Origin of the sequence: Geovibrio thiophilus, from assembly GCF_004087915.1 — a bacterium.
In the GTDB taxonomy this organism is placed as follows: Bacteria; Chrysiogenota; Deferribacteres; order Deferribacterales; family Geovibrionaceae; genus Geovibrio; species Geovibrio thiophilus.
Genome location: NZ_CP035108.1, coordinates 2,230,715 through 2,255,710, shown reverse-complemented (window position 1 = coordinate 2,255,710; position 24,996 = coordinate 2,230,715). Strand labels below are relative to the sequence as shown.

The window sequence follows — 24,996 nt, the reverse complement described above, 5'->3', positions numbered from 1 at the left end:
TGGGTAAAAGGGCGGGGAATGCTCCTCACCGCCCGTTTCCCGTGTCAATGCCTATTCTGCCGCACCGAAGCCTGTTCCGTCCTGAGGCATGGGCTGTGTTCCGTCACCGGGACCTGAGCCTGTTCCGTCTTTAGCGTGAGTTCCTGTGCCGTCGCCGTAACCTTTGCCTGTTTCGCCGGAGCTTCCTGTTCCGTCACAGTCGCCCGAACCGCTTTTTGAGCCTGCGCTGCCGGCTGAGCCTGACTCATGGGTTGAGCCGCCATTACCGCTGCCGGATGAACCTGTTTCGTGTGAGGAACCGCCTTTGCCGTTACTGCCGCCCGCTTTGGCGTAGCTTATGCCCGCTGCTGAAAACACCAGCATAAGTGCCGCAAATACTGAGACTAATTTTTTCATGTCTGCCTCCTTGTCTGATGTCTTCATAACGGGAAGGAGGGAGGAAGGTTACAGATTATTGAATGAAAATGCGCAGTTTTTCTTTTTTTTCGCTTCGTACAGAGCCTTATCCGCCTCCAGAAGCAGTTTTTCCTTAGTGTCGCCGTTTTCAGGGATCATGGAGCAGAGTCCTATGCTGACTGTGAGGATTTTATCCCCGTAAGCGGCGGCGTGAGGCACTGCCGCGTCACGCACCACCGCGAGAATGTCGTCGGCTATTTTCTCGGAGCCGGTCTGATCAGTATCCGGAAGGAGAATAATAAACTCCTCTCCTCCGTAGCGGGCTATTATGTCCGTATTGCGTTTGAGTGCCGATTTTGTTATATCAGCCATGCGGGTAATACATTTATCGCCGGCGCTGTAGCCATATTCGTCATTGTACAGCTTGAAATCGTCCAGATCCACAATGAGCAGACCGAGAGGGCGTTTAATCCTTTTAGACAGGTTCCACTCATATAGAAATATCTCATCAAAGAATCTTCTGTTTGCTATGCCGGTGAGCTTGTCGGTCTTGGATATTTCCGTGAGGTTTTTCTCCATGGAATCGTTTTTATCCGCCATTTTTCTCAATGAAGAGTCAATGATGCGGAATTCCGCCGGATAGTACGTTGCTTTCTCCCTCTGCGTGCGTTTTCCTTCGGCGGTTTTCGCAGAACAGACCGCAAGTTCCTCAGCGGATTTTATCACCAGCTTTCTGAAAGCGAAGGCGGCGGCTGTCAGCAGTGTCAGGGCGAAAAAAGCGGAAAGGGCGAATGAAGCTTTAATGATGGACAGAATTTCTGTATTGGCTGTTCTTTTAACAGGGAACAACAGGCTGAGCATCGGTTTTCCGCTGAGCTCCTTAAGGGTCAGAACTATCTTTGCCGTATCGGATGACAGAAATTCAACTGAGCTTATGCTGTTTACTCCTTCCTTGGCGTAAACCGATGATGAGGTGAGGTTCACCCTTGTTGTTCCTGCTTCAAAGCCGTAGCCGGAGTAAAGCTCTGACAGAAATTCCTTGTCGAGTATGTGTCCCATGAAAATGAAGCCGTCCGCCTGCTTTTCGGGGTTTGCCGGTTTTACGGGGCTGACGCTCAGCAGTAGAGGTCTGCCGGCGGTGGGCATGCTGAGAATCATAAATTTTCTGCCGCTGAACGCGAGCTTTTCTATTTCACTTTTATTTTTGCGTATGACGCGCACAATCTCTTCCGCGTATTTTCCGCATCTTTCCGAATAGGAGGAATAGTGTTCTGTGTAGTCTCTGCCCAGTAAAATGATGAACTGTGTTCCTATCTTTCTGAAAGCGGAATCTGTGAATCCTGTCTGACTGAACTGCCTGTCATTTCCCGTGAGAAATTCATGTGTTTCGTCCCTGCTGCCCCAGTCCGCGGCAAAGGAATGGTAGTAGGCGCCTTTTTGTTCCAATACTCCGGACAATACTCCGGCGGCGTCGGCATAGCCTCTCAGCTCCGCGTTAACGGAAACGGAGTGAATAAGCCGCACAGGAAAAGTCATAAACAGAACAGGAAAGACGGTAAGTAAAACAAGAACAGCGGCAGTAATCGTTTTCAGACGCATTGTGTATCTCCGATGAGTGTATAATACATTAAAAAAGCTGTATTTTGAACTCAATTCGGTACGTGGTTCTGAAAGAAAACTTTGATGTTTCCTCCCATAGGGATTATTCTGAACAATTAACCGCTTTAAACAATTATTTTTATATGGATTATTCAGGCAGGTTGAAGGGCAGGGCTCGTTTGAAAGGTACGTTCCGTTCACTTCGTGTGTTCAATTATAAAGTATGGGCTATCGGCGCCCTTGTGTCCAATATCGGCACATGGATGCAGCGTGTGGGGCAGGACTGGCTGGTGCTCACGGGGCTCACTGCCAACAACGCCACAGCGCTGGGGATAGTCATGGCGCTCCAGTTCGGACCCCAGCTTCTGCTTCTGCCGGTTAACGGCTTTGCGGTCGATTATTTTGACAGGCGGAAGCTGCTCATTGCCACTCAGGCGGCAATGGGCGTTCTGGCTCTGGGATTAGGGCTTCTTACCCTCTCTGGTCTGGTCAGGCTGTGGCATGTGTATATCTTCGCTTTTCTTCTCGGGTGCGTCACCGCCTTTGACACTCCGGCGAGACAAACCTTCGTATCGGAACTTGTTCCTGAAGAGGATCTTTCAAACGCTGTCGCTCTGAACTCCACCTCTTTCAACGCCGCAAGGATGATAGGTCCTGCTGTGGCGGGTTTTCTCATAGCTTCCGTGGGTTCCGGCTGGGTGTTTCTTATTAATGCGGCAACGTTCAGCGCCGTGCTTCTGTCTCTCGGCGTGATAAGAAAGAATGAACTGCTGGAGAGTGTGAGGGCACGCTACGCTAAAGGAAGTCTTTCCGGCGGTTTTGCGTATATCAGAGGAAGACCGGATCTCAAAACACTGATGTTTATGTTTTTTCTCATAGGCACCTTCGGGCTTAATTTTCCAATCTACATATCCGCTATGTCTGTGATGGTTTTCAACACTGACGCGCACGAGTTCGGAATGCTCACTTCAATGATGGCTGTGGGTTCCGTTGCGGGCGCTCTGCTTTCCGCACGCAGGGAGAAGCCCCGCATAAGCTTTCTTATTGCAGGCACATTTGTTTTCGGTCTGGGGTTTGTCATCGCCGCCCTGATGCCGCATTTTATCCTCTTCGGCATAGCTTTGGGGGTAATAGGCATCGCCGCGCAGACCTTCACTACCACGGCGAACAGCACAGTGCAGCTTTCCACCGAGCCAGCAATGAGGGGGCGTGTCATGGCTATTGTCTTTGCCCTCGCATGGGGCGGAACTCCGCTGGGGGCGCCTCTGGTGGGCTATATTGCCGACCGCTTCGGAGCCCGCGCCGCAATGTTTGTCGGAGCGTTTTCAGGCTTTTCCGCCGCTGGAGTTGGGCTGTATTATCTTATTAAGCACAGAGGGCTTCGTTTTCGTTTTGAATCGGGAAGGCTTGTTTTCATCATGAATAAAACGGAAGGCACTTCCGGAAAGCCTGCCGGAAGCGGATCTGACATCATTATTCAAAGGTGAGCACCGCATCCTGCTGTTCTATTTCGGAATGATATTAAATTTCCTGTTGTACAGGTAAACTGAATTTGGTAAAACTGGACTAAATTTATTGGAAATTACCCACATCGCAGGAGATTTATAATGTCAACTTTCGAGATGATCACCAAAACATTCGGAGATTTTCTTAATGAAAAAGCCCGTACTCAGCCCGATAACGAAGCGGTTATCTACCCGCTGCGGGGCATAAGGCTCACCTACAGACAGCTTGACGACAAAACGGATCTTCTCGCAAAGGGACTCATGGCGATGGGCATCAAAAAGGGCGACCATGTTGCGGTATGGTCAACTAATATACCCGAATGGATAGACATGCTCTTTGCCTGTGCGAAGATAGGCGCCGTGCTTGTTACCGTGAACACGCTCTACAGAACAAGCGAGCTTGAGTATCTGCTCAAACAGTCTGATTCCACACATCTTTTCGTGATGGACGGCTTTAAAAATATAAACTACACCGATACTGTTTACGAAATTCTGCCGGAGCTGAAAAGCTGCGATCCGGACAGAGAGTTTATGTTCGATAAGCTCCCGTTTCTCAAAAGGATTGTCTACATCGGCGAGGACAGCCGCCAAGGGATGATGCCTTATGAAAAAGTCTACGAACTCGGCGCCGGCGTCAGCTTCGAGGCACTTGAGGCGGTTAAGAAAACTCTGAACATACACGATGTAATCAACATGCAGTACACCTCCGGAACCACCGGCTTCCCGAAGGGAGTGATGCTCTCCCACTTCAACATACTCAACAACGCTTACGCCATAGGGCAGGGGATGAACTTTACCAACGCTGACAGGCTCTGCATTCCCGTTCCGTTCTTCCACTGCTTCGGCGTGGTTCTTGGAATTATGGTCTGTATAAGCCACGGCGCGGCTATGATCCCCGTAGAGGCGTTCAATCCCGTCAATGTTCTTGAGTCCGTCGAAAAAGAAAGATGCACCGCCGTTCACGGCGTTCCTACCATGTTCATATCCATGCTCCAGCTCCTTGAGGATCAGAAGTTCGATGTGAGCACGCTGCGCACCGGGATAATGGCCGGTTCTCCGTGCCCTGTGGAGGTCATGCGTCAGGTCATAGACAGAATGAACATGACTGACATAACCATAGTTTACGGGCAGACAGAAGCCTCACCGGGCATGACTCAGACAATGTATTCGGACAATGTGGACAAACGCTGCGAAACCGTAGGCAGGGAGCTCCCCGGGGCGGAAGTTATGGTTGTCGACCCCGAAACAGGGCTGGAATGCCCGGCAAATGTTCAAGGCGAGATATGGGGCAGGGGCTACAACGTTATGAAGGGCTACTACAAAATGGACGAAGCCACGAGAAACGCCTACAGCCCTGACGGATGGCTTAAGACCGGAGACCTCGGGGTGAAAACCGAAGACGGCTACTACAAGATAACCGGAAGAATAAAGGATATGATTATCAGAGGCGGGGAGAACATATATCCCAGAGAGATAGAAGAGTTCCTCTACCTGCATCCGGATATTGAGGATGTGCAGGTTGTGGGAGTGCCGGATAAAAAATACGGTGAGGAGACAATGGCATTCATCCGTCCTAAGACTCCGGACAAACGTCTCACCAAAGAAGAGATACACGCATTCTGCAAGGGGCGTATAGCGGACTACAAAATTCCCAGATATGTTGAGATGGTAGCCGACTACCCTATGACTGCCAGCGGAAAGATACAGAAATACAAGCTCCGTGAGCTTGCGGTGGAGAAGCTGAACCTCGGATAGAAAAAAACCGCCTTCAGCGCGGCTTAGGTTGTTGACAAAGCGAAGTTTAGTGCAGCATTCTCCTACTGTTTAATTTCTATCAGAACGCTGACAGGCTCCTTCACCCCCACGGATTTTCCGTAGTTGTTCAGGCGGTATATGCTTGCTTCGCTGAGAACCTGCCCTTTCTTGATCAGCAGGATCCGGTCTGTGGTTTCTATGTCGTCCATCACCACCATGCCCTCACGCAGGTCTCTTATAAAGAGCGATCTCTGTACGAAATTATCTTTCGGCGAGACCACTTTTTCGAGTATCTCAATAAGCTTGATGTCATAGAGAGCGGGCTTCTCCTTGAGGAGGCGTATTGCCTCGTAAATATCAGTACCGCCCTTGGATAGAATGTCGAAATCATTTATGATACGGATGATTCTCGCACCGATGGGCATCTTGCTTCTTTCCGCCTCAGTGTATGCCTGTTTCTCAATGAGCTCCGCTACCACTTCCATTCTGGGAATATTTTTTATGAGCTGTGCGCCGACCTTAGGCACTTCGGCGTACGCTGCTTCCTCATTCGGCGTGAGAGGCTTGCCTGAATAGACTTTTTCAAGGGTTTCCGCAGGGACGGCGGCGCAGCCGAGTTTTGAGAGCATCGCGCCTACTTCGATCTGCCACTTATTCTCCACATTCAGGTTTCTCAGCACCATATGGACTATTCTTTTGATCCGCTCGCTCTGACCGAAAGCCACAGGGTTTGTTATGGAGAGCACATCGGTGAGAACCTTTATGCTTCCCTGAAGCGTGCCTCTCAGAAGCTCCTTCTCAGCGACAATAAGCTGGTAATGCTCAAGGCAGGCGTCAATATTTTTGGAAAGCACATCCGGCGGGCAGGGTTTTGTGAGGAAGCGGAACACATTTCCGTCGTTCACGGCGGATATTGCCGTTTCCACATCCGCATAGCCAGTAATCAGCATGCGTACAGTGTTTTTGCTCATTTCATAGGCCTTGGTGAGAAACTGAACGCCGTTCATCTCAGGCATTTTAAAATCGGAAATTATTGCGGCAAAAGGTTTTGACGCATTTTCCTTTATCATCTGAAGCGCCTCGCTCGGTAGTGAAGCGGTGTGAACGTCATACTTAAGACGGAAAGAGCGTTTATAGGATGAGAGAATATTCAGGTCGTCATCTACAAAGAGGATTTTATTATTCACCGTAAACCTCCATGCAGATTTTTCTGCATGTATTTTCTATTTCAGCCATCTTGCCCGTGAGGTTCATTCTGCCGACGTATATATCATCCAGCGGACGCACCGCGTAGTTTTCGTTAAGCTTCACAAGCCGGTGTTCCAGAACATTGCCGAGATAGACGGAGGTGAGTACGCTGGTTCCTTCGTCAACGGAGAGGTTCGGACAGTGGTGCAGGTGCACCGCCTGAATTACTTCCTCATCAAAACCCCAGAGGCTGAGGAGATAAGCCCCTACCTCCGCATGGGAGGTGCCTATTATCTCCTTTTCCATTTCCCAGATCGACTTGTTCTGCGCTCTTGCTTCTTCCACAACCACTTTGTAGGTTTTGTTGAAGTTGGTGATGAGAACCACCTTGCCTATGTCGTGCAGAAGTCCTGCGATAGAGGACATATCCGTGTACTGCTTGCTCTGACCTATCAGTTTCGAGATTGTCTTTGAAAGTCTCGCCGCAAGTAGGGTGTGATTGCGCAGCAGGTCAAGGTTGAAGTATTTTATCTGCCCTGTCTTGATTTCTGTGAATATGTGCTCATTTACTATGAAGCTTTTGATGGTATCAGCGCCGAGAAGCGCTATGGCTTTTTCGGGGCTGGTTATTCTGTTTATGAGCCCGAAGAAGGAGGAGTTCACCAGCTTGAGAATGTTCGCGCTCATGGAGCTGTCCTCTGCCACTATACGGGCAATTGCCGCAACGGAGTAGTCAGGGTTTGCCATCTCATCGCTTATTCTCTGGAAGGTTACGGGCATAGTGGGGAGCATGGATATGCGTGACACGATCCTTTTTGCCTCTTCATTGTGGAGGATCTGACGGAACTTCAGCGCCTGCTCTATGGTTTCAACAACCGTGTCTGCGTTGCAGGGTTTTGTGAGAAACTGGTGCGCCAGTTTGGCTGCTTCGACAAGCATTCCGTGCTCTGAGTGCCCGGAAAGAACGACCCTGAAAACCTTGGGATAACTGCTGCATACTTCTTTCAGCAGTTCAAGTCCGTTCATACCGGGCATCAGCATATCGGTTATTATAACCTGAATCCTGCTTTTCTCAAGTATCTCAAGAGCCTCCTTACCGCCGGAGGCGAACTGCATGTCCCATTGATCTTTCATTTTAAAGAGCATTCGTTTCAGCCCCTGAAGGACATTAGGCTCATCATCCACAAAAAGCAGCCTGTATTTTTCCATAAGCTTATGCCTCTGTAGCTTTTATTTTGATATAGAAGGTTGTTCCTTCACCCGCGACGGATTCAAAGTAGATCTGTCCGCCGTGCTTTTCCGTGATTATGGTATGACATATTGACAGTCCCTGCCCTGTGCCCTTGCCGACCTCCTTGGTGGTGAAAAACGGATCGAACACCTTATCCGCAATGGAGGGCGGTATACCGCAGCCGGTGTCTTTGACTTTGATAACCGCAAGTCCGTTCTCTATGCCGGTGGATATGGTTATTGTTCCTTTGCTTCCCGTTTCCCTGTTGGTTTCCTTGATTGCATGGGCGGCGTTTACCAAAAGATTCAAAAGTACCTGATTAAAGTCCACAGGGTTGCCCAGTATTTTGGGGTTTATGGGAGAAAGCTCCTGCACAACCTCTGCGTCATATTTCCATTCGTTTCTGGCAACTGTGACTGTATTCTGGACAGATATGTTTATATCTATTATGGACTGTTCCTCCGCTCCCGGGTGGGAGAACATTTTCATGGCGCGCACTATGGACGAAACCCTTTCGATCCCTTCCAGAGTCTGTTCAAGGGCTAGGGGAACCTCCTCTTTGATGAAGTCTATCTCAAGCATGGGTTTTAGTATGTCAAACTTCTGCTTTGTCACCGGATCGGTTTCTTCCAGCGTTGCCTCAAATGCGCTGTAAAACTTCAGGAAGCTTTCCATCACGTCTTTGATGAAGTGAGTGTTATCGCCTATGTACTGGATCGGCGTGTTTATCTCGTGAGCCACACCCGCCGCGAGCTGACCTATGGACTCCATTTTTTGCGCTATGGCGAGTTGGCGTTCCAGCATTTTCTTTTCCGTGAGGTCAAAAAAGATGATAGCGTGATGGAGTTTGCCCTTCCACCGAACCTTAAGAACGGATTTGCTGACAGGTATGAAGGTATTGTCGTCCAGAGTTATTATATAGTCTGTGTGAGTGTCGGGTGTGTCTCTTGTGCTGCATATAAACTGTTCGCAGTTTTTCCCCATGAGAGGACCTACGCCCTTCTTAAGGAGCTTGTCTGCGGTGGAGTTGGAATAGACTATCGTCTGAGTGTCAGGATCAACAAGGACTATAGCCGCCTGAATTCCTGTGAGTATGGAGTCAAGGAAGAGTCTGTTCTCATCAAGCTCCAGCACGGCGAGAGTGCGCTCTGTTATGTCCTGAATAATGCCGTTGATCTCGGTGAACTTGCCGTTGATGAAAACCGGCTCGGCGGAGATATTTACGTATTTGACAGAATCCCTGAGCACGAAGCGCACATCTATCGAATAGGGCTGAAAATCCTGTCTGCTCTTATCCCTTCTTTCCAGAAGCTTGGATCTGTCCTCTTCGTGTACAATCTTGAGGAGGTTTTCCAGAGCAACGAAATTTGTTGTAAATTCGGTTATGTTCATCGCTTCCGCAGACATGTGGTAGGTGTCCGTGCCGATTTTATGAATCCAGCTTCCCACTTTGGCGATGTTCTGTGACTTGGTGAGGAGCCTTTCGCTCTCCTCCAGCTTCATCTGCATTTTCTTATTTGACAGGGTGATGCCGATACTCACGCTTATGCGCTCGAAGAAGCGGATGATCTCTTCGGTGAAGGTTCCTTTGTCTCTGGAGCAGATCTGCATAGCGCCGATCACCTTGTCCTGAGCGGAGAGCGGAATGAGCGCGAGGGAGCGGTATTTGCTGTTGAGATCTATGTGCAGAAGACCGAGACTCGCAAAAATGTCATTGTATTCCTTTACAGTTTCCGGCAGATCGTTGCTCCAGAAGCTGCCGCCGTATGTCATGAACGGGTAGCCTTTCAGCTCCTGCCTTTTGTTCAGCACTATTTCACAGATACAGGATGAGCAGCGGCTGTCCGGCGGGGTTCCCTGCTCATTTTCGCTGGCAACCTCACATCTGCTGCTGAGAGTGTCCTCGGGGTTTACTGATTCAAAAAAGGAGAAGCCCTCATTATCCAGAACCCTGATGGCGACTTCGTCATAGCCTGTATATTCCTTTACAATAAAGAGAATGTCGCTTGTGATATTTTTGAACGATTCCTGCTGGTTGAGAAGCTCAAGAATCTGTATGGCAAGCTGGAGCTTGTTTTTGTGACTTTCGTGGAGCTTTTCCCTGTTTATGGCGGAGAAGGCAAGCCCGAGATGAACCTTTAGCACATCCGCCGTCATGGGCAGGCGTATATAGTAGTTCGGGTTAATTTCCAGCTCCCCCGGGATGGGGTATTTTCCGCAGCTGTCGGCAACAACTACAGGCAAAGAGCGGTGTTCGCAGAAATTGAGAACTTCGGCGAGGCTTTCCTTTGAACTGCATGATGTGTAATGGTAGATAATAATATAAGGCAGAGTTTTCCTGAAAATCCGCTCAATTTCACCGACCGACGAAAAGATGTTGTCAGGCTCAAAGCCTGCCTCTCTTATCAGAGAGATAAAATCATTTTTCCCTGCCGCATCCGTGAACACGGCGAGTTTGTATTCATTGACCACTGCACACCGCCTGAAAACGGTAAATGACCGCTAGACTGCTTCTAAATCCGTATTGTGTTTTTTTTAGCAGCAACATCCATATTCTACTGAAATACATGGAATTTTCAAGGCGAAATCGGCACGGCATGTAAACAAACAGTTTCGCAGGCATCATAAAAAGCCTGATTATCAATATATTAAGAGTCGGCAGAAGATGTATTCCGTCACATTGGGTGCATTTTTATCCGATTGTTTTAAACAGATACAGATTTATAAAATACCCGCCCAGCGACAGCCATATGAACATAACGGCTGCACATATCAGCGGAGCGGCACCGACACTTTTTATTTTATCTGTCCTTGTCTCTATGCCCAGTGCTGCCATTGAAGCGGCAAGCATGAAAGTGTCTGCCGTATTGACGGCATTGATAAGCCCCTGCGGAAGGCTGACAAATGTATGAAAAGCCGCCGCCGCCGCAAACATGAACGCAAACCACGGAATCTGTATTTTTGAACCGCTTTTTTCTCTGTTTATCATTGCGCTGAGAAGCAGGAGAAATGGCGCCAGAAGCATCACCCTCCCGAGCTTTGTAATCACTGCGGTTTCAGGGGACTGAACGGCTTCTCCGGCTGCCACCGCCTGCGCTACCTCATGTATAGTCGAGCCTATGTATATGCCGAATTCACCTGAGTTCATGCCCGAAAAGCCGAAAAACAACGGGTAAAGGAACATGGCAAGGGTGCCGAAGAGAACCACTGTACCTACTGCCGCGGCAGTTTTGTGAGCCTCAGGCTTAATAACCGCTTCTGCCGCCATCACCGCGGCAGCGCCGCATATTGAGCTTCCCGCCGCGCAGAGAATCGCTGTGTCTCTGTCCATTTTGAGGACTTTTGCGATCATTATCCCCACGGCGAAGGTTGAGGTGAGCATTATCACATCCGCCGCTATGCCTGCTGCGCCTATCTCCGCTATCTGAGTGAATGTTATGCGGAATCCGAACAGAATCACCGCCAGCCTTAATATTTTTTTCTGGCAGAAGGCAAATCCGCCGTTCCACGATGCAGGAATGAATCTGCCTGCGGTATTGCCCGCGAGCATTCCCAAAATTATGGCTATCACCACCGGTGAGAGCCCCGCGTTTTTTACCGGCGGAATTTCCGCAGCGATATATGCTGCCGTGCTTAACAAGGCTGTGAAGCCGACACCTTTTATGAATCCTTCACTTGTGATTGTTTTCATTGTATGCTCCGTGCAGAAGATTATGCTTGAAATATAGCCGGAAATACATATAAGTAAAATATAATGATTTGATTATTTTGATAAGGAAAATTGAATGAATATCACATTGCGGCAGATTGAAGTGTTTCTCAGCGTTGCTCAGTTCTCCCACGTCGGCAGGGCCGCGGAGTTTCTGAGAATCTCTCAGTCTGCGGTGAGCATGGCTCTGAGCCAGTTTGAGGACGCTGTGAATGAAAGGCTTTTCGACAGGTCTTCCAGAAAGATTTTTCTGAATGACGCGGGTAAAAAGCTTCTTCCTTATGCCAGAAAGGCATTTGAGGCGGCAAGTGAGGTTGAGAACTTCAGGAGTGACGGAAAAGTGAAGGGCAGGCTCAGAATAGGCGCCAGCACAACAATAGGCAATTATCTTATGCCGTTTGTCATAGGCGGCTTCGCGGAGAAGTTTCCGGATACGGAGGCTGTGATGGAGGTGGCGAATACTGCCGTCATAGCCAGAGGCGTTCTGGAGCATGATCTTGACCTTGGCTTTACCGAAGGGCCTGTAAATGAAGAAGAATTAACGGAGTTTTTTTGGCGTAAAGACAGGCTTACGGTTTTTTCTCCGAAGAGTTTTATTGAAGAAAGCTATAAATCTGATAAGTCCGCATGGATCATGCGTGAAAAGGGCTCGGGAACCAGAGAGGTTTTTGAGGCAGCAATGTCAAAGGCCGGCATAGGATTTAAAATTAAAATGGAACTGGGGCACACCGAAGCCATCAAAAAGGCTGTAGAAGCAGGGCTCGGGATAGGCTGTCTGTCGGAGCTCGCGGTAAGCGGCGAGATAAGCCGCGGAGTTTTCCGGCGTGTTCATTTCAGAAACGCTGACTTTTCAAGAAGCCTGAACATCATCATCAGAAAAGATAAATACCTTACGGCTTCCATGAAAGCCTTCATAGATTACTGTTTAAAAGAGGACATAAAAACAGCCGGGTACCCCGATTAAGTGCCCGGCTGTTTTGTATGTAAGGGGAGAGAGAACAAGTTGCTAAAGCTTGTCCTTTCTATGTTGATATTTTTATAATATTTTAGTTCGGATATTTTTTCAATTTTTTTCGTAAAAATGTCTGACCACAGATTGACAGTTGACATTAAAGGGCTTTGAACCGTTTTTATTATATATGCGGAGCGTACCGGTTAATATGGAATTCAACTTAAAAGACTTCATCCTCAGCGAATCGGAAAAAATTATGGCGGAGCTTGAAAAAGCGTTTTTTGCAGCCGGCTATCCGGAACATGCTTCAAAGAAGATTTCCGAACGTCTGAGATACATAAACGAACTGCTTGACTATTTCGATTCTCCCGCAGCATCTGAAAACACTCTCGCTGCGGGCGGTTCATACACCAACCCTGTTTATTCGGACATACTGAAAACTGCTTCATCTCTCCGCGCTGAAGGTGTTGCGCTTAACGCTTTTCTCGGAATGCTTAAAATCACCTTCGGATGCTTTGAATCGGTTGCAGGTCTTGAATGTGCGTCTGCCGAGTTTCTGCGGCATTTCAGAAAAAAGGCAGATCTGCTTGAGCAGGCTGTAGTTGCAGAGTGGACCAACGCCGGAAGCAGGACTATGAACACAGCGCTCATGGATGCCAACAGAAGACTCACCATAGCTCAGAGCAGATATGAAAAAATCATGGAAGCAGACGGCAGTATAATCATTTTTTTCGGTGAAAACGGCATAATCACAGATTCAAATTTCAGGGCGAAATACGCCTTCGGTGAAGATCCCTCCGGATACAATGTTATGGAGTTTTTGGGTATAAACGAAAGAGATCTTCAGTCATTCATAAGAAAATACGGCGAAGCCAGACACGAAATCCTCATGGACGGGCAGTATTTCTCCGTGAGACTTGTACCTTTGGGCAACGCAAATACGGGTGTCATCGAATACATGTTCATCTTCCATAATATAACGGGCATGGTGGATGAAAGAAAATACCTTGAGGAAGAAGTTATACGGAGAATGGAAGAGCTGGAAGGCTCAAAAAAATTCTTTGAATCGGTTTTCTCCTCCGCCGGTGACGGAATAATCATATTTGATTTTGAAAACAGGCTGGTTAAGGTCAACAAAAAAGCCTGTTTTATGTTCGGAGTCAAGGACAGCCAGTCATGTATAAACAACGTTACTGATCTTTTCCTTACTGGAAATCAGAAAATACTCTTCAGTATAACCCGCCAGCTTAAGGAATCCGAAACTTGGGACGGAGAAATGGAGATGACCGGAATGAGCGGCAGATTTTCAGCGCTTGTGACGCTCAACAGGTTTGATGTGGATGAAAAAGTCTACTACTCTCTGATAGTCCGCGATATATCGTTTCTCAAGGATATGGAGCGGGAGCTTGTGGATGAGAAGAAGCATGTGGAGGAAAAGAACATAGCTCTCAGGAATATTATTCAGAGTATAAGAGGGCAGGACGATGATCTCCGTTCCGAGATGCTGTTTAAAATGGAAAGCCACATACTGCCGCTTATGGAGCGTCTGCGCAGAGAAAAGGATGAAAATGAGAAAAGCCTTCTGTATTCCGACATATGCGAAAGTATTTCAGGGCTGCTGGATAAGGACAGCACCAAAAACCACAGCGGTGAGGCTTTTGCGAGGCTTTCCCGCACGGAAGAACGTATATGCAGAATGATTGTTACCGGCTATACCACAAAGCAGATAGCGGATGAGCTTTTTGTCACTCACGATACAGTACAGACACATAGGAAAAATATAAGAAAGAAACTCGATATAAATAATAAAGATGTTAACCTCTACACTTACCTGAAAAACATTTCTTCAACATCGGAACAATAGTCATTATTATTAACTAGATCGGGTATGCGCTACCCGATCCCTACCCGGTTTTTACCTGTTTTTTAACAGCACCCTTAAATCATATTAGCCTGTAAAGTAATCCTGAACATTACGGGTGGCTCCTAAATGTTGAGTTTATTAAGAAAATAGGAGGCAGTATGCGCTATCTGTCGGTTACGTGTATGCTCTTCTGTTTTTTATTGTCTAACGTGGCAATGAAGGCGGAAGCATTTGAGAACGGCGCTTCAAACACGCCGGACAGCCGGACGCAGCAGGTCTCTCCCGGACAGTTCAAGGAGAGCTACGAGGGTATAGGTCTTACAGACGACACCAAGATCTACCTTACGCTGACGTCCCGCTACAGACTGCGTACGAACGACTACGCAGACGATCAGGATTTTTACCAGTATCTCCGTGTCCACACGGACGCAGTGAAGCTCGGTGACGGAACGGTGAGATTCGCCGCCTTCGCCAGATTCGCGGATGATATTGACGGAGACCACAAGAAGAGCTGGGGAGATAACTACTACTATTATCACCGTGACGCTCTTGACACCCAGCTCGGTTATGATGACTGGGCTCCGAGACTGTACAACGGCTACGCTCAGTTTGACGGCGTAATCAAGAACACAGTCCTGAATGTGGGACGCTTCTATCTTTCCCATCAGAACACCTTCCAGCTTGACGGAGCGGACGCTTCAGTGAAGCTCGGCGAGATGGTAGAGGTATACGCTTTCGGGGGCAAACCCGTGAGCTACTACTATGATGTTGATGACGACACGCTGTTCGGCGGCGGAATCAATGTTAAGGTGATGGAGCAGACCAAGGTAGGGGCAGAGTATGTCCGTCTCGATGTAACGGACATAGATGACGACTACACCAAGTTCAGGCTCGATCAGGCTATCCCTAACGGTAACCTTGTTCTCGCCTACACTCTTCTGAATGACGCGGCCACAGTTAACGCCGAAGGCACCTATGAGATAGTCTCCACGGGAACTATCCTCACGCTGAAATATGAAGGTCTTACTGATGAGGTCGACTACGAGAACTCATACGTGGTGAACCCCCTGACGAATACCCTTCTCGCGGAGAGCAAGTACAGCAAGTACGAAGCGGGCGTATATCAGGCATTCCTTAAGAACTTCGCCGCTGGACTCACCTATGAGACCAAGGCAGTGAGCGGCACGGAGAACTTCGACAACCGTGATTATTCCAGAATCAAGGGTAAATTCGACATTTACGGACTCCCCTCCGAGAACACATATGTATCGTTCAGCGTAGACTACTGGGATGTAAAGAACACTCCCGACTCAGACGACAACGAGCGTCTTCAGTACGGAGTTCAGGTCAGCCAGAAGGTCGGACGCACTATGGACGTATGGGCAGGCACGTCCTTCAGCCGTTATGAGTATGACTACATAAACGACAGAAGGAAGGACTCTGTAAGAAGCTACTACATAGGCGGTCAGTATCAGCCGACGAAGATCCTCAGCCTCATGGCGGATCTGAGCATGGAGGATACGGAGTTCTATGATGATGTTGATACGAGCCTTGACAAGAACTACACGGCAGAGCTGTGGGCTAACATCATTTTTTAGGGAGGAGATTTATGAAAGCGAAGATAACTGTACTCTCTATGGTAATGGCTATGCTGCTTGTTGCTGTGTATGCCTTTGCCGTGGAATCGAATAAACCCTCCAGCCACGATATTTCCTGGATGGACAGACACGGCTCGGCAAGTAAGGTGAACAAGCAGGAATGCCTTGAATGCCATACCGATCAGGTGAGCTGTATCCAGTGCCATCAGGAAGTATCGCCGAGAAGCCATACCCCTTCATGGACGAAGAGGGGTCACGGACTTGAGGCGAGATGGGACAGAAGCTCCTGTACGACCTGCCATAAGGAAGACAGCTGCATAGAGTGTCACAGCGTGACTCCCCCTTCCAGCCACAGACCGGGCTGGGGCGGCTCCGGAGCCAGCCTGAACAGACACTGCAACAACTGCCACTACCCTGTGCAGGACAATTCATGCTTTGTATGCCACAAAACGGCGCACGCGCCTAATGCGTACTAGATGTTAGGAGGATATTATGAGTCTTAAAGATAAACTTAATCAGGTAACCCGCCGAGACTTCCTTAAGGGAGTGAGCGCAGTGGGCGCCACCGCTGCTGTATACGGCTGCGGCGGTTCCGGCGACGGCGGCAAAACATACATGGAAGAGGACGAGGAAAACCGTCTCACGCCCCCTTCGATCACGGAAGAGACGGTTATGAGTTCAACCCCTCACAACTGCGGCGGACGCTGCGTGAGCAAATACTACGTTAAAGACGGTGTAATAAAGAGGATCACCACTGACGAAGGCGAAGAAACAAATGCTCTCGGCACAACAGACAACGATCCTCAGAGACGCTCATGCGTACGCTGCCGTTCGAGAAAACAGTGGTTCTACCGTAAGGATCGCCTCCTTTACCCCATGAAACAGACAGGCGCCAGAGGCGATGTCAACGGTTTCGTGAGAATCTCATGGGAACAGGCTTATCAGGAAATAGGCGAAAAGCTCCACGCTATAGCAATGGATCCCGCCAAGGGTCCTGAGTCTCTTCACAGAATATACGCTTCAGCAGATTCCACAGGCTGGTCAGGCGGATCAGTAAGCAGACTTTTCTCCATGTACGGAAGTTCGCTGGGCTACAGAAATGACTATAGCTGGCCTGCTCTTGACCACGTTGCAACTTTTGTTGAGGCACAGGGTTATATTCCTCTCGGAAACGCAAGAGGCGACGTTGTAAACGCTGAGCACGTATTCCTTTGGAGCTACAACGGTATGGAGGCAATCTGGGGAACGCAGTCAGGCTGGTATCTGATACAGGCAAAAGAGAGGGGCATCCCCATGACTGCCATAGACACCCGTGTGTCCATGACAGCCGGAACCCTTGCCGATGATATGGTTACCGTCGCTCCCTGCACAGATACGGCTCTTGTTCTCGGTATGCTTTACTACCTGCTTACAGAAAGATATGACGATCTTGACATACCCTTCATCAAGGCTCACGTTCACGGCTTCTTTGATGATCCCGCTGCCGTGTCATATCATGCCGCTGTTCCCGCAGGAGCCTACGCAGTACCCGCAGGCGCTTCGCTTTCAGCTTATGTGCTGGGTACAGACAGGTATCTTGTTGATACAACACATGACAACCTCGATATATCAATATACCCCGCCACAATCGGCTACAACGTAAATGCCACAGACCCTCTTTACGGCAAAAGAGCCCCCATTTACGGTCAGGTTCCTAAAACTCCCGAATGGGCTTCGGCTATTTCAGGCGTTCCTGTCGCGAAAATCAAGGAGCTTGCCGATACTCTGCTCGATAAAAACTGTACCATCTGGAACGGCTCAGGCTTCCAGAGGAACACTGAATCCGAGCAGATCGTATGGATACTGAGGATTCTCGCAGCAGTTACCGAAAACTTCGGAGCGCAGGGATGCAGCTACGGTATGCAGCCTTGGAGCTCACAGATTTCAGGTCCCGGCAACTACATGGGCACAGGTGTTACCGCGACAGGTCCCACTCGTTCCACAACACTTGCCAGCGCACTTTTTGACAACACAGAGATAACTCTTCCCTCTGTGGGTTCGACCACATCAAAAAGCTCCATCCCCGTGTTTATGTGGCTTGACGCCATAGAATACGGCGGAACAGGTGAATCCCGCTGGAATGACGGACAGATCAAGAACCTCAGAACAGGAATTAAGTGCATCTTCAACTTCGCCGGAAACATTCTCTGCAACCAGTCTGGCGATCTTGAACTCACAAAACAGATTCTTGCTGACAGAGACAAATGCGAACTGCTGGTTACGGCGGATCACTTCATGACCACATCCGCGGTAATGAGCGACTATGTTCTGCCCGCAACAATGCAGATGGAAAAACCCGGAACATCCACAGGCTGGTTCAGTGAGGAAGTGGTTCTTATCAATCAGATTCTCGAAAAACCGGGCGAAGTAAAGAGTGAATTTGAAATATGCACAGGTATAGCAGCCGCCCTCGGAAGAGAAGCGGAATACCTCGGCGGTTTTGAAGGAACTGAGGAAGACAGAGTTAAAAAAGGCTGGGATGACAGATACGCCAACGGGACCTACCCGATCACATGGGATGAGTTCAAAGAAAAAGGCGTTCTCAAAGGACCGGTTCGTATGGTTATACAGTACGATACATTCCGCACCAACCCTGCGGCAAATCCCATTGCGACTCCTTCAGGCAGATTTGAAGCATACTGCCTGAGAATGATGGAAGATTATCAGGCGCGTCATTACAGCAACTATGACTCCTTCGGCACGCTTGAAAACGCAGGGGTAATCCCCGATGCGAAAAATCCTGCCGGTTCAACCAGCATGAGATTCGTTTACCCTATCCCTCTGTACATTCCCACAACCGAAGGCAGACACGCTGACGGAAGCCATCCTGACCTTCTCGGTCTCGAAGGCAAAGGCTATGACTGCTCGCTTCACACATGGCACATCATGTACAGATCGCACTCCACGCTTAACTCCGTGGCTTATCTGAATGAACTCTATAAGTTCGACAGAAACGGGAATCCTGCTTTCCTTTCCGAATCAAGAGCATCTGACGGAACAGGCGCAGTCGGAACATGGGAAGACGGAGTTTACGAAAGTGTATGGCTTAACCCTATGCTTGCACAGCGTAAAGGTCTTCAGACCGGCAACAGGGTGAAACTTACGAGCTTAAGAGGCTCCATATACGCATCCGTAATAGTTTCCGAGAGAGTGCCTGACAAAATAATCTACATAGGTCAGGGAAGCTGGCATCACAAAGTCGGCAATATAGACGTGGGCGGCTCTGCCAACACGCTTATGCACACCAGACCTTCAAGGATTTGTCAGGGTATGACGCTGGCTAACGACTGCCGTGTCAAAATTGAGAAGGCGTAGGGAGGATTGAATCATGGCTAAACAGATGGCATTTTACTTTGACCAGACGAGATGTATGGGCTGCAATGCCTGCACAGTTGCCTGCAAAGACTGGAACGATATTAAACCCGGTCAGGCACGCTGGAGAAAACTCAGCACGGTTGAATCCGGTTCATTCCCGAACACTAAGGTTTTCAACCTTGTGCTTTCCTGCAACCACTGCGCAAACCCCGCATGCACTGCGGCCTGCCCCGTGGGAGCGATCTATAAAAGAAAAGAGGACGGCATAGTCATAGTAGACCGTGACAAGTGCCAGAACATCCGTTCCTGCGCTGTTGCGTGCCCTTACGGCGCTCCTCAGTTCGGAGATGACGCATCCGAACCTGTGAAGAAAGCAAGCTGGGCTGTCGCCCACCCCGTGCAGAAGTGTACCTTCTGCTGGGACAGGCTCGATGACGGTCTTGCTCCTTCGTGCGTGGCGGCTTGTCCTTGCCGTGCGCTGGATTTCGGCACTGTTGAGGAGATTTCCGCTAAATACCCCTCTGCTGTGAGAACTGCGGTGGGCATGCCTGATTCCTCAAGGGATGCAAACGGTAATGTGCTGGCTTCCGGCGAAACCGTTCCCTCTATATTTTTTAAACCGAAACCCTGATAATTTTTATGCAGCTTTAAGACCGTTTCTTTGAGAAACGGTCTTTTTTTTACCCTGATTTTACACTCGGGGTATTTTATCCATTTTTTATCCCCTATCGGGTAGAGCCTACCCGATCCCTACCCGATCTTTTACCCGGTTTTTCATAGTGCCTATTAATGCCGTTAACCTCTAAATTAGTTCTAACATTCACTTGCGGGTGTTTAGTTTATTTCTACAAGGAGGAAGTATGCGCTACCTGTCGGCCATGAGCATGCTTGTGTGTCTTTTGCTTTTCAGCGGATCGGCACAGGCATTTGAGAACGGCGCTTCAAACACGCCGGACAGCCGGACGCAGCAGGTCTCTCCCGGACAGTTCAAGGAGAGCTACGAGGGTATAGGTCTTACAGAGGACACCAAGATCTACCTTACGCTGACGTCCCGCTACAGACTGCGTACGAACGACTACGCAGACGATCAGGATTTTTACCAGTATCTCCGTGTCCACACGGACGCAGTGAAGCTCGGTGACGGAACGGTGAGATTCGCCGCGTTCGCCAGATTCGCGGATGATATTGACGGAGACCACAAGAAGAGCTGGGGAGATAACTACTACTATTATCACCGTGACGCTCTTGACACCCAGCTCGGTTACGATGACTGGGCTCCGAGACTGTACAACGGCTACGCTCAGTTTGACGGCGTAATCAAGAACACAGTCCTGAATGTGGGACGCTTCTATCTTTCCCATCAGAACACCTTCCAGCTTGACGGAGCGGACGCTTCAGTGAAGCTCGGCGAGATGGTAGAGGTATACGCTTTCGGGGGCAAACCCGTGAGCTACTACTATGATGTTGATGACGACACGCTGTTCGGCGGCGGAATCAATGTTAAGGTGATGGAGCAGACCAAGGTAGGAGCAGAGTATGTCCGTCTCGATGTAACGGACATAGATGACGACTACACCAAGTTCAGGCTCGATCAGGCTATCCCTAACGGTAACCTTGTTCTCGCCTACACTCTTCTGAATGACGCGGCCACAGTTAACGCCGAAGGCACCTATGAGATAGTCTCCACGGGAACTATCCTCACGCTGAAATATGAAGGTCTTACTGATGAGGTCGACTACGAGAACTCATACGTGGTGAACCCCCTGACGAATACCCTTCTCGCGGAGAGCAAGTACAGCAAGTACGAAGCGGGCGTATATCAGGCATTCCTTAAGAACTTCGCCGCTGGACTCACCTATGAGACCAAGGCAGTGAGCGGCACGGAGAACTTCGACAACCGTGATTATTCCAGAATCAAGGGTAAATTCGACATTTACGGACTCCCCTCCGAGAACACATATGTATCGTTCAGCGTAGACTACTGGGATGTAAAGAACACTCCCGACTCAGACGACAACGAGCGTCTTCAGTACGGAGTTCAGGTCAGCCAGAAGGTCGGACGCACTATGGACGTATGGGCAGGCACGTCCTTCAGCCGTTATGAGTATGACTACATAAACGACAGAAGGAAGGACTCTGTAAGAAGCTACTACATAGGCGGTCAGTATCAGCCGACGAAGATCCTCAGCCTCATGGCGGATCTGAGCATGGAGGATACGGAGTTCTATGATGATGTTGATACGAGCCTTGACAAGAACTACACGGCAGAGCTGTGGGCTAACATCATTTTTTAGGGAGGAGATTTATGAAAGCGAAGATAACTGTACTCTCTATGGTAATGGCTATGCTGCTTGTTGCTGTGTATGCCTTTGCCGTGGAATCGAATAAACCCTCCAGTCACGATATTTCATGGATGGACAGACACGGTTCGGCAAGCAGGGTGAACAAGCAGGAATGCCTTGAGTGCCATACCGATCAGGTGAGCTGTATCCAGTGCCATCAGGAAGTATCACCGAGAAGCCATACCCCTTCGTGGACGAAGAGGGGTCACGGACTTGAGGCGAGATGGGACAGAAGCTCCTGTACGACCTGCCATAAGGAAGACAGCTGCATAGAGTGTCACAGCGTAACTCCCCCTTCCAGCCACAGACCGGGCTGGGGCGGCTCCGGAGCGAGCCTGAACAGACACTGCAACAACTGCCATTACCCTGTGCAGGACAATTCATGCTTTGTATGCCACAAAACGGCGCACGCGCCTAATGCGTACTGAAAGGCACATGGATGTGCCTCACGGAGCTAATGTTACGCAGACCAGTATAACGGAAGTGAAGTGGAGTATAGCACGGGTTTATCCCGGGCGTAACGTTACTCAAAAACGCATGGAAGCAGTTTTTGAGTCGGTAATTAGGAGGATATTATGAGTCTTAAAGATAAACTTAATCAGGTAACCCGCCGAGACTTCCTTAAGGGAGTGAGCGCAGTGGGCGCCACCGCTGCTGTATACGGCTGCGGCGGTTCCGGCGACGGCGGCAAAACATACATGGAAGAGGACGAGGAAAACCGTCTCACGCCCCCTTCGATCACGGAAACGGTTATAATGGGTGCAACCCCCCACAACTGCGGCGGACGCTGCGTGAGCAAATACTACGTTAAAGACGGCGTGGTAAAAAGAATTACCACTGACGAAAGAGGCGACAAAGGCATCAGCAACGGTGACGACCCCGAATACCGCTCATGCGTACGCTGCCGTTCAAGAAAACAGTGGTTCTACCGCAACGACCGTATCCTTTACCCTCTTAAACAAACAGGTGAAAGAGGCGATGTCAACGGCTTCGTGAGAATCTCATGGGATCAGGCGTTCACCGAAATTGCGGCTAAAATGCAGCAGATCAAGGCTCAGCACGGCAACCATGCTTTCCACTCAATTTATTCATCGGGTGATGCTACAGGCTGGGCGAGAAACTCACTTAACAGAATGCTCATGCTTCACGGCGGCTATACGGCGTACTACACCAACTACAGCTTCCCCTCACTTGAGCACATGGCTAAGTTCATGGAAGGAGCCAACGAAGGCACTCCTCTCAGCAACGGACGTCAGGATGCGAAATTTGCCGACAAACTCGTTCTCTGGAGCTTCAACCCCAACGAAACAGTTTTCGGAACAAACACAGGCTGGTATCTTCAGCAGATTAAGGAACTCGGTGTAGAGGTTCTTTCTGTTGACTCAAGATACTCAAAAGCCACGGCTACTTCCGCGGACAAATACATAAACCTTCTGCCCGGAACGGATGCAGCGCTCCTTTCCGGTATGATCTACCACCTGCTCACCGCGCGCCTTGCTGATCTCGATGTTGCTTGGATCAACGCCCGTCTGTACGGTCTTTTCGACACAGGTCAGTCTCTGCTCCGCTCGGATGTTGATGTAGCCAGATATGCAATTCCTGCCGGCGGTTCGCTTTCAGCGTTCATACTCGGTGATGAAACAAGCCTTGTTACTGCGACCCTTAACAGCGCACCTTCAATCTACCCCGATACAATCGGTTATGAAGTTAACCCTGAAGACGATCTTTACGGCAAAACTGTCCACATTTGGGGACAGAAAGCAAAAACTCCCGAATGGGCTGAAAAAATATGCGGCGTTCCCGCTCAGACTATCCGTGACCTCGCCGACATGTACCTTGACAACAAGGTTACAACATGGATCGGCGGCGGTTATCAGAGACATACTGAAGGCGAGCAGGCTATATGGCTTAACCGTGTGCTTTCAGTAATGACTAAAAACATCGGCGCGAGAGGACGCAGCTCAGGAAGAAACGCCAACAACAAATCCGCTTCTCTGCCTAACGTACAGATGTCCAGAAACGCTACCAACGCTGTAAGCCAGACTTACCTTTATGATTCGTCAAGAGTTACTTCTCCTCTGACTTATGTTCACGCTGTTCAGAGAACAAACCTTCCTGTTTTCGTGATTCCCGATGCGGTTGAAAACGGCGGTTATGCAGGTCTGAAGTCAAAATGGAACGACGGTCAGGTAAATGCTCTTACCACTCCGTTCAAGGCTGTCTTCACTGCGGGCGGCAACATCATGGTTAACCAGTCAGGCGACGTTAACTACAACATGGAGATCTGGAAAAACAAAGACAAAGCAGAGCTCATAGTTAACTGCGACCATTTCCTCACAGCTACAGCAGCAATCGCAGACTATATACTTCCCTCTGCGATGGTCGGTGAAAAACCCGGCACTGCAAACGCTTGGGGTACCGGCGAAGTTGCCATCAAGATCAATAAAGTTACTGATGCTCCCGGTGAGGTTCTCAGCGAATACGAAATCTTTGAAGGCATCTCGAAAGCTCTCGGACTTCAGGCTGAATACCTTGACGGATACCCCTCAGGTCAGGAAGGCATGGAAGCCCGTATCAGAGAAGGATGGACAAGCGCACTTGAAACAACATACGGCATGACATATGACGAATGGTGTGAAAAAGGCGTTGCCTCTCTTCACCCTACATACACTGAGAATGACTACTTCATCAAACACAAGGCGTTCATAGAAAACCCTGTTCTTGCCAACGCGCTTCTTACCCCCACGGGCAAAATCGAAGCTTACAGCATGAACCTTATGGAAGATTATGAAGCACGCTTCCACGACAACGCTGACCTTGTGACAGGCGATGCAGGCGCAGGACCCGAAGTTCTTCCCAACGGCGGAGCGATCTACAGCAGGCAGCACGGACTTTCCACTGCCAGAAGATTCGTTTACCCCATAGGTATGTACATACCCACAATAGAGGGAAGACACGCTATCGACGCGACAACTGCGATGCCCAATACTATTACATACGACAACCCTGTGCATGACAACCCGCTGGGAATCAGGGATCAGTACCCTTTTACCCTGCACACTTGGCACCTTATGTACAGATCACATTCTACCCTGAACAACATTGCTTACCTCAATGAGCAGTACAAACAGGACGCTGACGGCAACGCTGCCTTCCTTGATCCTGAAAGAGACTGGACAGAGGGCGTATGGGACGACAACGTGTATGAAACAGTTGTTATCAACCCCGCGCACGCTGCCGAACTTGGTCTTCAGGCTGGCGACAGAGTGCTCATAAGCAATGACAGAGGCAAAATGTACGCTTCTGCCCGCTTCTCGCAGACTGTTCCTAAATACACTGTCTGCATCGGGCAGGGCGGCTGGTTCCAGAAAAACGCTCAGGGCGTTGATGTGGGCGGCTGCGCCAACACTGTTGTTACCGCAAGACCTTCTAGGATCTGCAAAGGCATGACTTCTGCCACGGATTCAAGAGTCAAAATCGAGAAGGCGTAGGGAGGATTGAAT

The 24,996-nt window shown here is 49.3% G+C and carries 17 protein-coding genes; 11 read left to right on the top strand and 6 right to left on the bottom strand.

The genetic code is table 11. From position 1 onward, the window contains the following. Positions 1-51: 51 nt before the first annotated feature. The gene (locus EP073_RS10470; protein WP_128467099.1) at positions 52-396 is read right to left on the bottom strand and encodes a hypothetical protein; all 345 of its coding nucleotides are present in this window, start codon (positions 394-396) and stop codon (positions 52-54) included. 48 nt (positions 397-444) lie between these two features. Then, positions 445-1,995, bottom strand: coding sequence for a sensor domain-containing diguanylate cyclase (locus tag EP073_RS10465; protein WP_128467098.1), 1,551 nt, complete (start codon positions 1,993-1,995; stop codon positions 445-447). A 179-nt stretch (positions 1,996-2,174) separates the two neighbouring features. On the opposite strand from EP073_RS10465, the gene EP073_RS10460 reads away from it, so the two are divergent. Further along, on the top strand, positions 2,175-3,482 hold the full coding sequence (locus EP073_RS10460) for an MFS transporter (protein WP_128467097.1): 1,308 nt from the start codon (positions 2,175-2,177) through the stop codon (positions 3,480-3,482). A gap of 120 nt (positions 3,483-3,602) precedes the next feature. After that, positions 3,603-5,255, top strand: a complete 1,653-nt coding sequence (locus tag EP073_RS10455) for an AMP-binding protein (protein ID WP_128467096.1) — start codon at positions 3,603-3,605, stop codon at positions 5,253-5,255. A 62-nt stretch (positions 5,256-5,317) separates the two neighbouring features. Here EP073_RS10455 and EP073_RS10450 read toward each other — a convergent pair whose 3' ends face one another. The 4 genes from EP073_RS10450 to EP073_RS10435 all read right to left on the bottom strand — a co-directional run bounded on the left by EP073_RS10450 (position 5,318) and on the right by EP073_RS10435 (position 11,365). Then, on the bottom strand, positions 5,318-6,442 hold the full coding sequence (locus EP073_RS10450) for an HD domain-containing phosphohydrolase (protein ID WP_164885341.1): 1,125 nt from the start codon (positions 6,440-6,442) through the stop codon (positions 5,318-5,320). Continuing rightward, positions 6,435-7,652 (bottom strand): response regulator, encoded by a 1,218-nt coding sequence (locus EP073_RS10445; protein WP_128467094.1) that lies wholly within the window; start codon positions 7,650-7,652, stop codon positions 6,435-6,437. Before EP073_RS10445 ends, EP073_RS10450 begins: the two co-directional genes overlap by 8 nt. A gap of 4 nt (positions 7,653-7,656) precedes the next feature. Beyond that, positions 7,657-10,146 carry an ATP-binding protein gene (locus EP073_RS10440; protein ID WP_128467093.1) on the bottom strand — a complete coding sequence of 830 codons (2,490 nt, stop codon included), beginning with the start codon at positions 10,144-10,146 and terminating at the stop codon, positions 7,657-7,659. 220 nt (positions 10,147-10,366) lie between these two features. Next, positions 10,367-11,365: a YeiH family protein gene (locus EP073_RS10435; protein ID WP_128467092.1), complete on the bottom strand. Its 999-nt coding sequence runs from the start codon at positions 11,363-11,365 to the stop codon at positions 10,367-10,369. A gap of 94 nt (positions 11,366-11,459) precedes the next feature. Between EP073_RS10435 and EP073_RS10430 the strand changes: the two genes are divergently transcribed. The 9 genes from EP073_RS10430 to EP073_RS10390 all read left to right on the top strand — a co-directional run bounded on the left by EP073_RS10430 (position 11,460) and on the right by EP073_RS10390 (position 24,984). Beyond that, entirely contained in the window at positions 11,460-12,347 is an 888-nt protein-coding gene (locus tag EP073_RS10430; RefSeq protein WP_128467091.1) for a LysR substrate-binding domain-containing protein, read from the top strand. Between the two features lie 196 nt (positions 12,348-12,543). Then, the gene (locus tag EP073_RS10425) at positions 12,544-14,199 is read left to right on the top strand and encodes a LuxR C-terminal-related transcriptional regulator (protein WP_164885340.1); all 1,656 of its coding nucleotides are present in this window, start codon (positions 12,544-12,546) and stop codon (positions 14,197-14,199) included. A 158-nt stretch (positions 14,200-14,357) separates the two neighbouring features. After that, on the top strand, positions 14,358-15,797 hold the full coding sequence (locus EP073_RS10420) for a hypothetical protein (RefSeq protein WP_128467089.1): 1,440 nt from the start codon (positions 14,358-14,360) through the stop codon (positions 15,795-15,797). 11 nt (positions 15,798-15,808) lie between these two features. Continuing rightward, positions 15,809-16,273, top strand: a complete 465-nt coding sequence (locus EP073_RS10415; RefSeq protein ID WP_128467088.1) for a hypothetical protein — start codon at positions 15,809-15,811, stop codon at positions 16,271-16,273. 16 nt (positions 16,274-16,289) lie between these two features. Continuing rightward, positions 16,290-19,151 (top strand): molybdopterin-dependent oxidoreductase, encoded by a 2,862-nt coding sequence (locus EP073_RS10410; protein ID WP_128467087.1) that lies wholly within the window; start codon positions 16,290-16,292, stop codon positions 19,149-19,151. A gap of 13 nt (positions 19,152-19,164) precedes the next feature. Further along, on the top strand, positions 19,165-19,782 hold the full coding sequence (locus EP073_RS10405) for a 4Fe-4S dicluster domain-containing protein (protein ID WP_128467086.1): 618 nt from the start codon (positions 19,165-19,167) through the stop codon (positions 19,780-19,782). Between the two features lie 229 nt (positions 19,783-20,011). Next, complete coding sequence (locus EP073_RS10400; RefSeq protein WP_128467085.1) at positions 20,012-21,445, top strand: hypothetical protein; 1,434 nt, start codon at positions 20,012-20,014, stop codon at positions 21,443-21,445. A gap of 11 nt (positions 21,446-21,456) precedes the next feature. Next, on the top strand, positions 21,457-21,921 hold the full coding sequence (locus EP073_RS10395; protein ID WP_128465396.1) for a hypothetical protein: 465 nt from the start codon (positions 21,457-21,459) through the stop codon (positions 21,919-21,921). A gap of 147 nt (positions 21,922-22,068) precedes the next feature. Next, the gene (locus tag EP073_RS10390) at positions 22,069-24,984 is read left to right on the top strand and encodes a molybdopterin-dependent oxidoreductase (protein ID WP_128467084.1); all 2,916 of its coding nucleotides are present in this window, start codon (positions 22,069-22,071) and stop codon (positions 24,982-24,984) included. Positions 24,985-24,996: the final 12 nt, after the last annotated feature.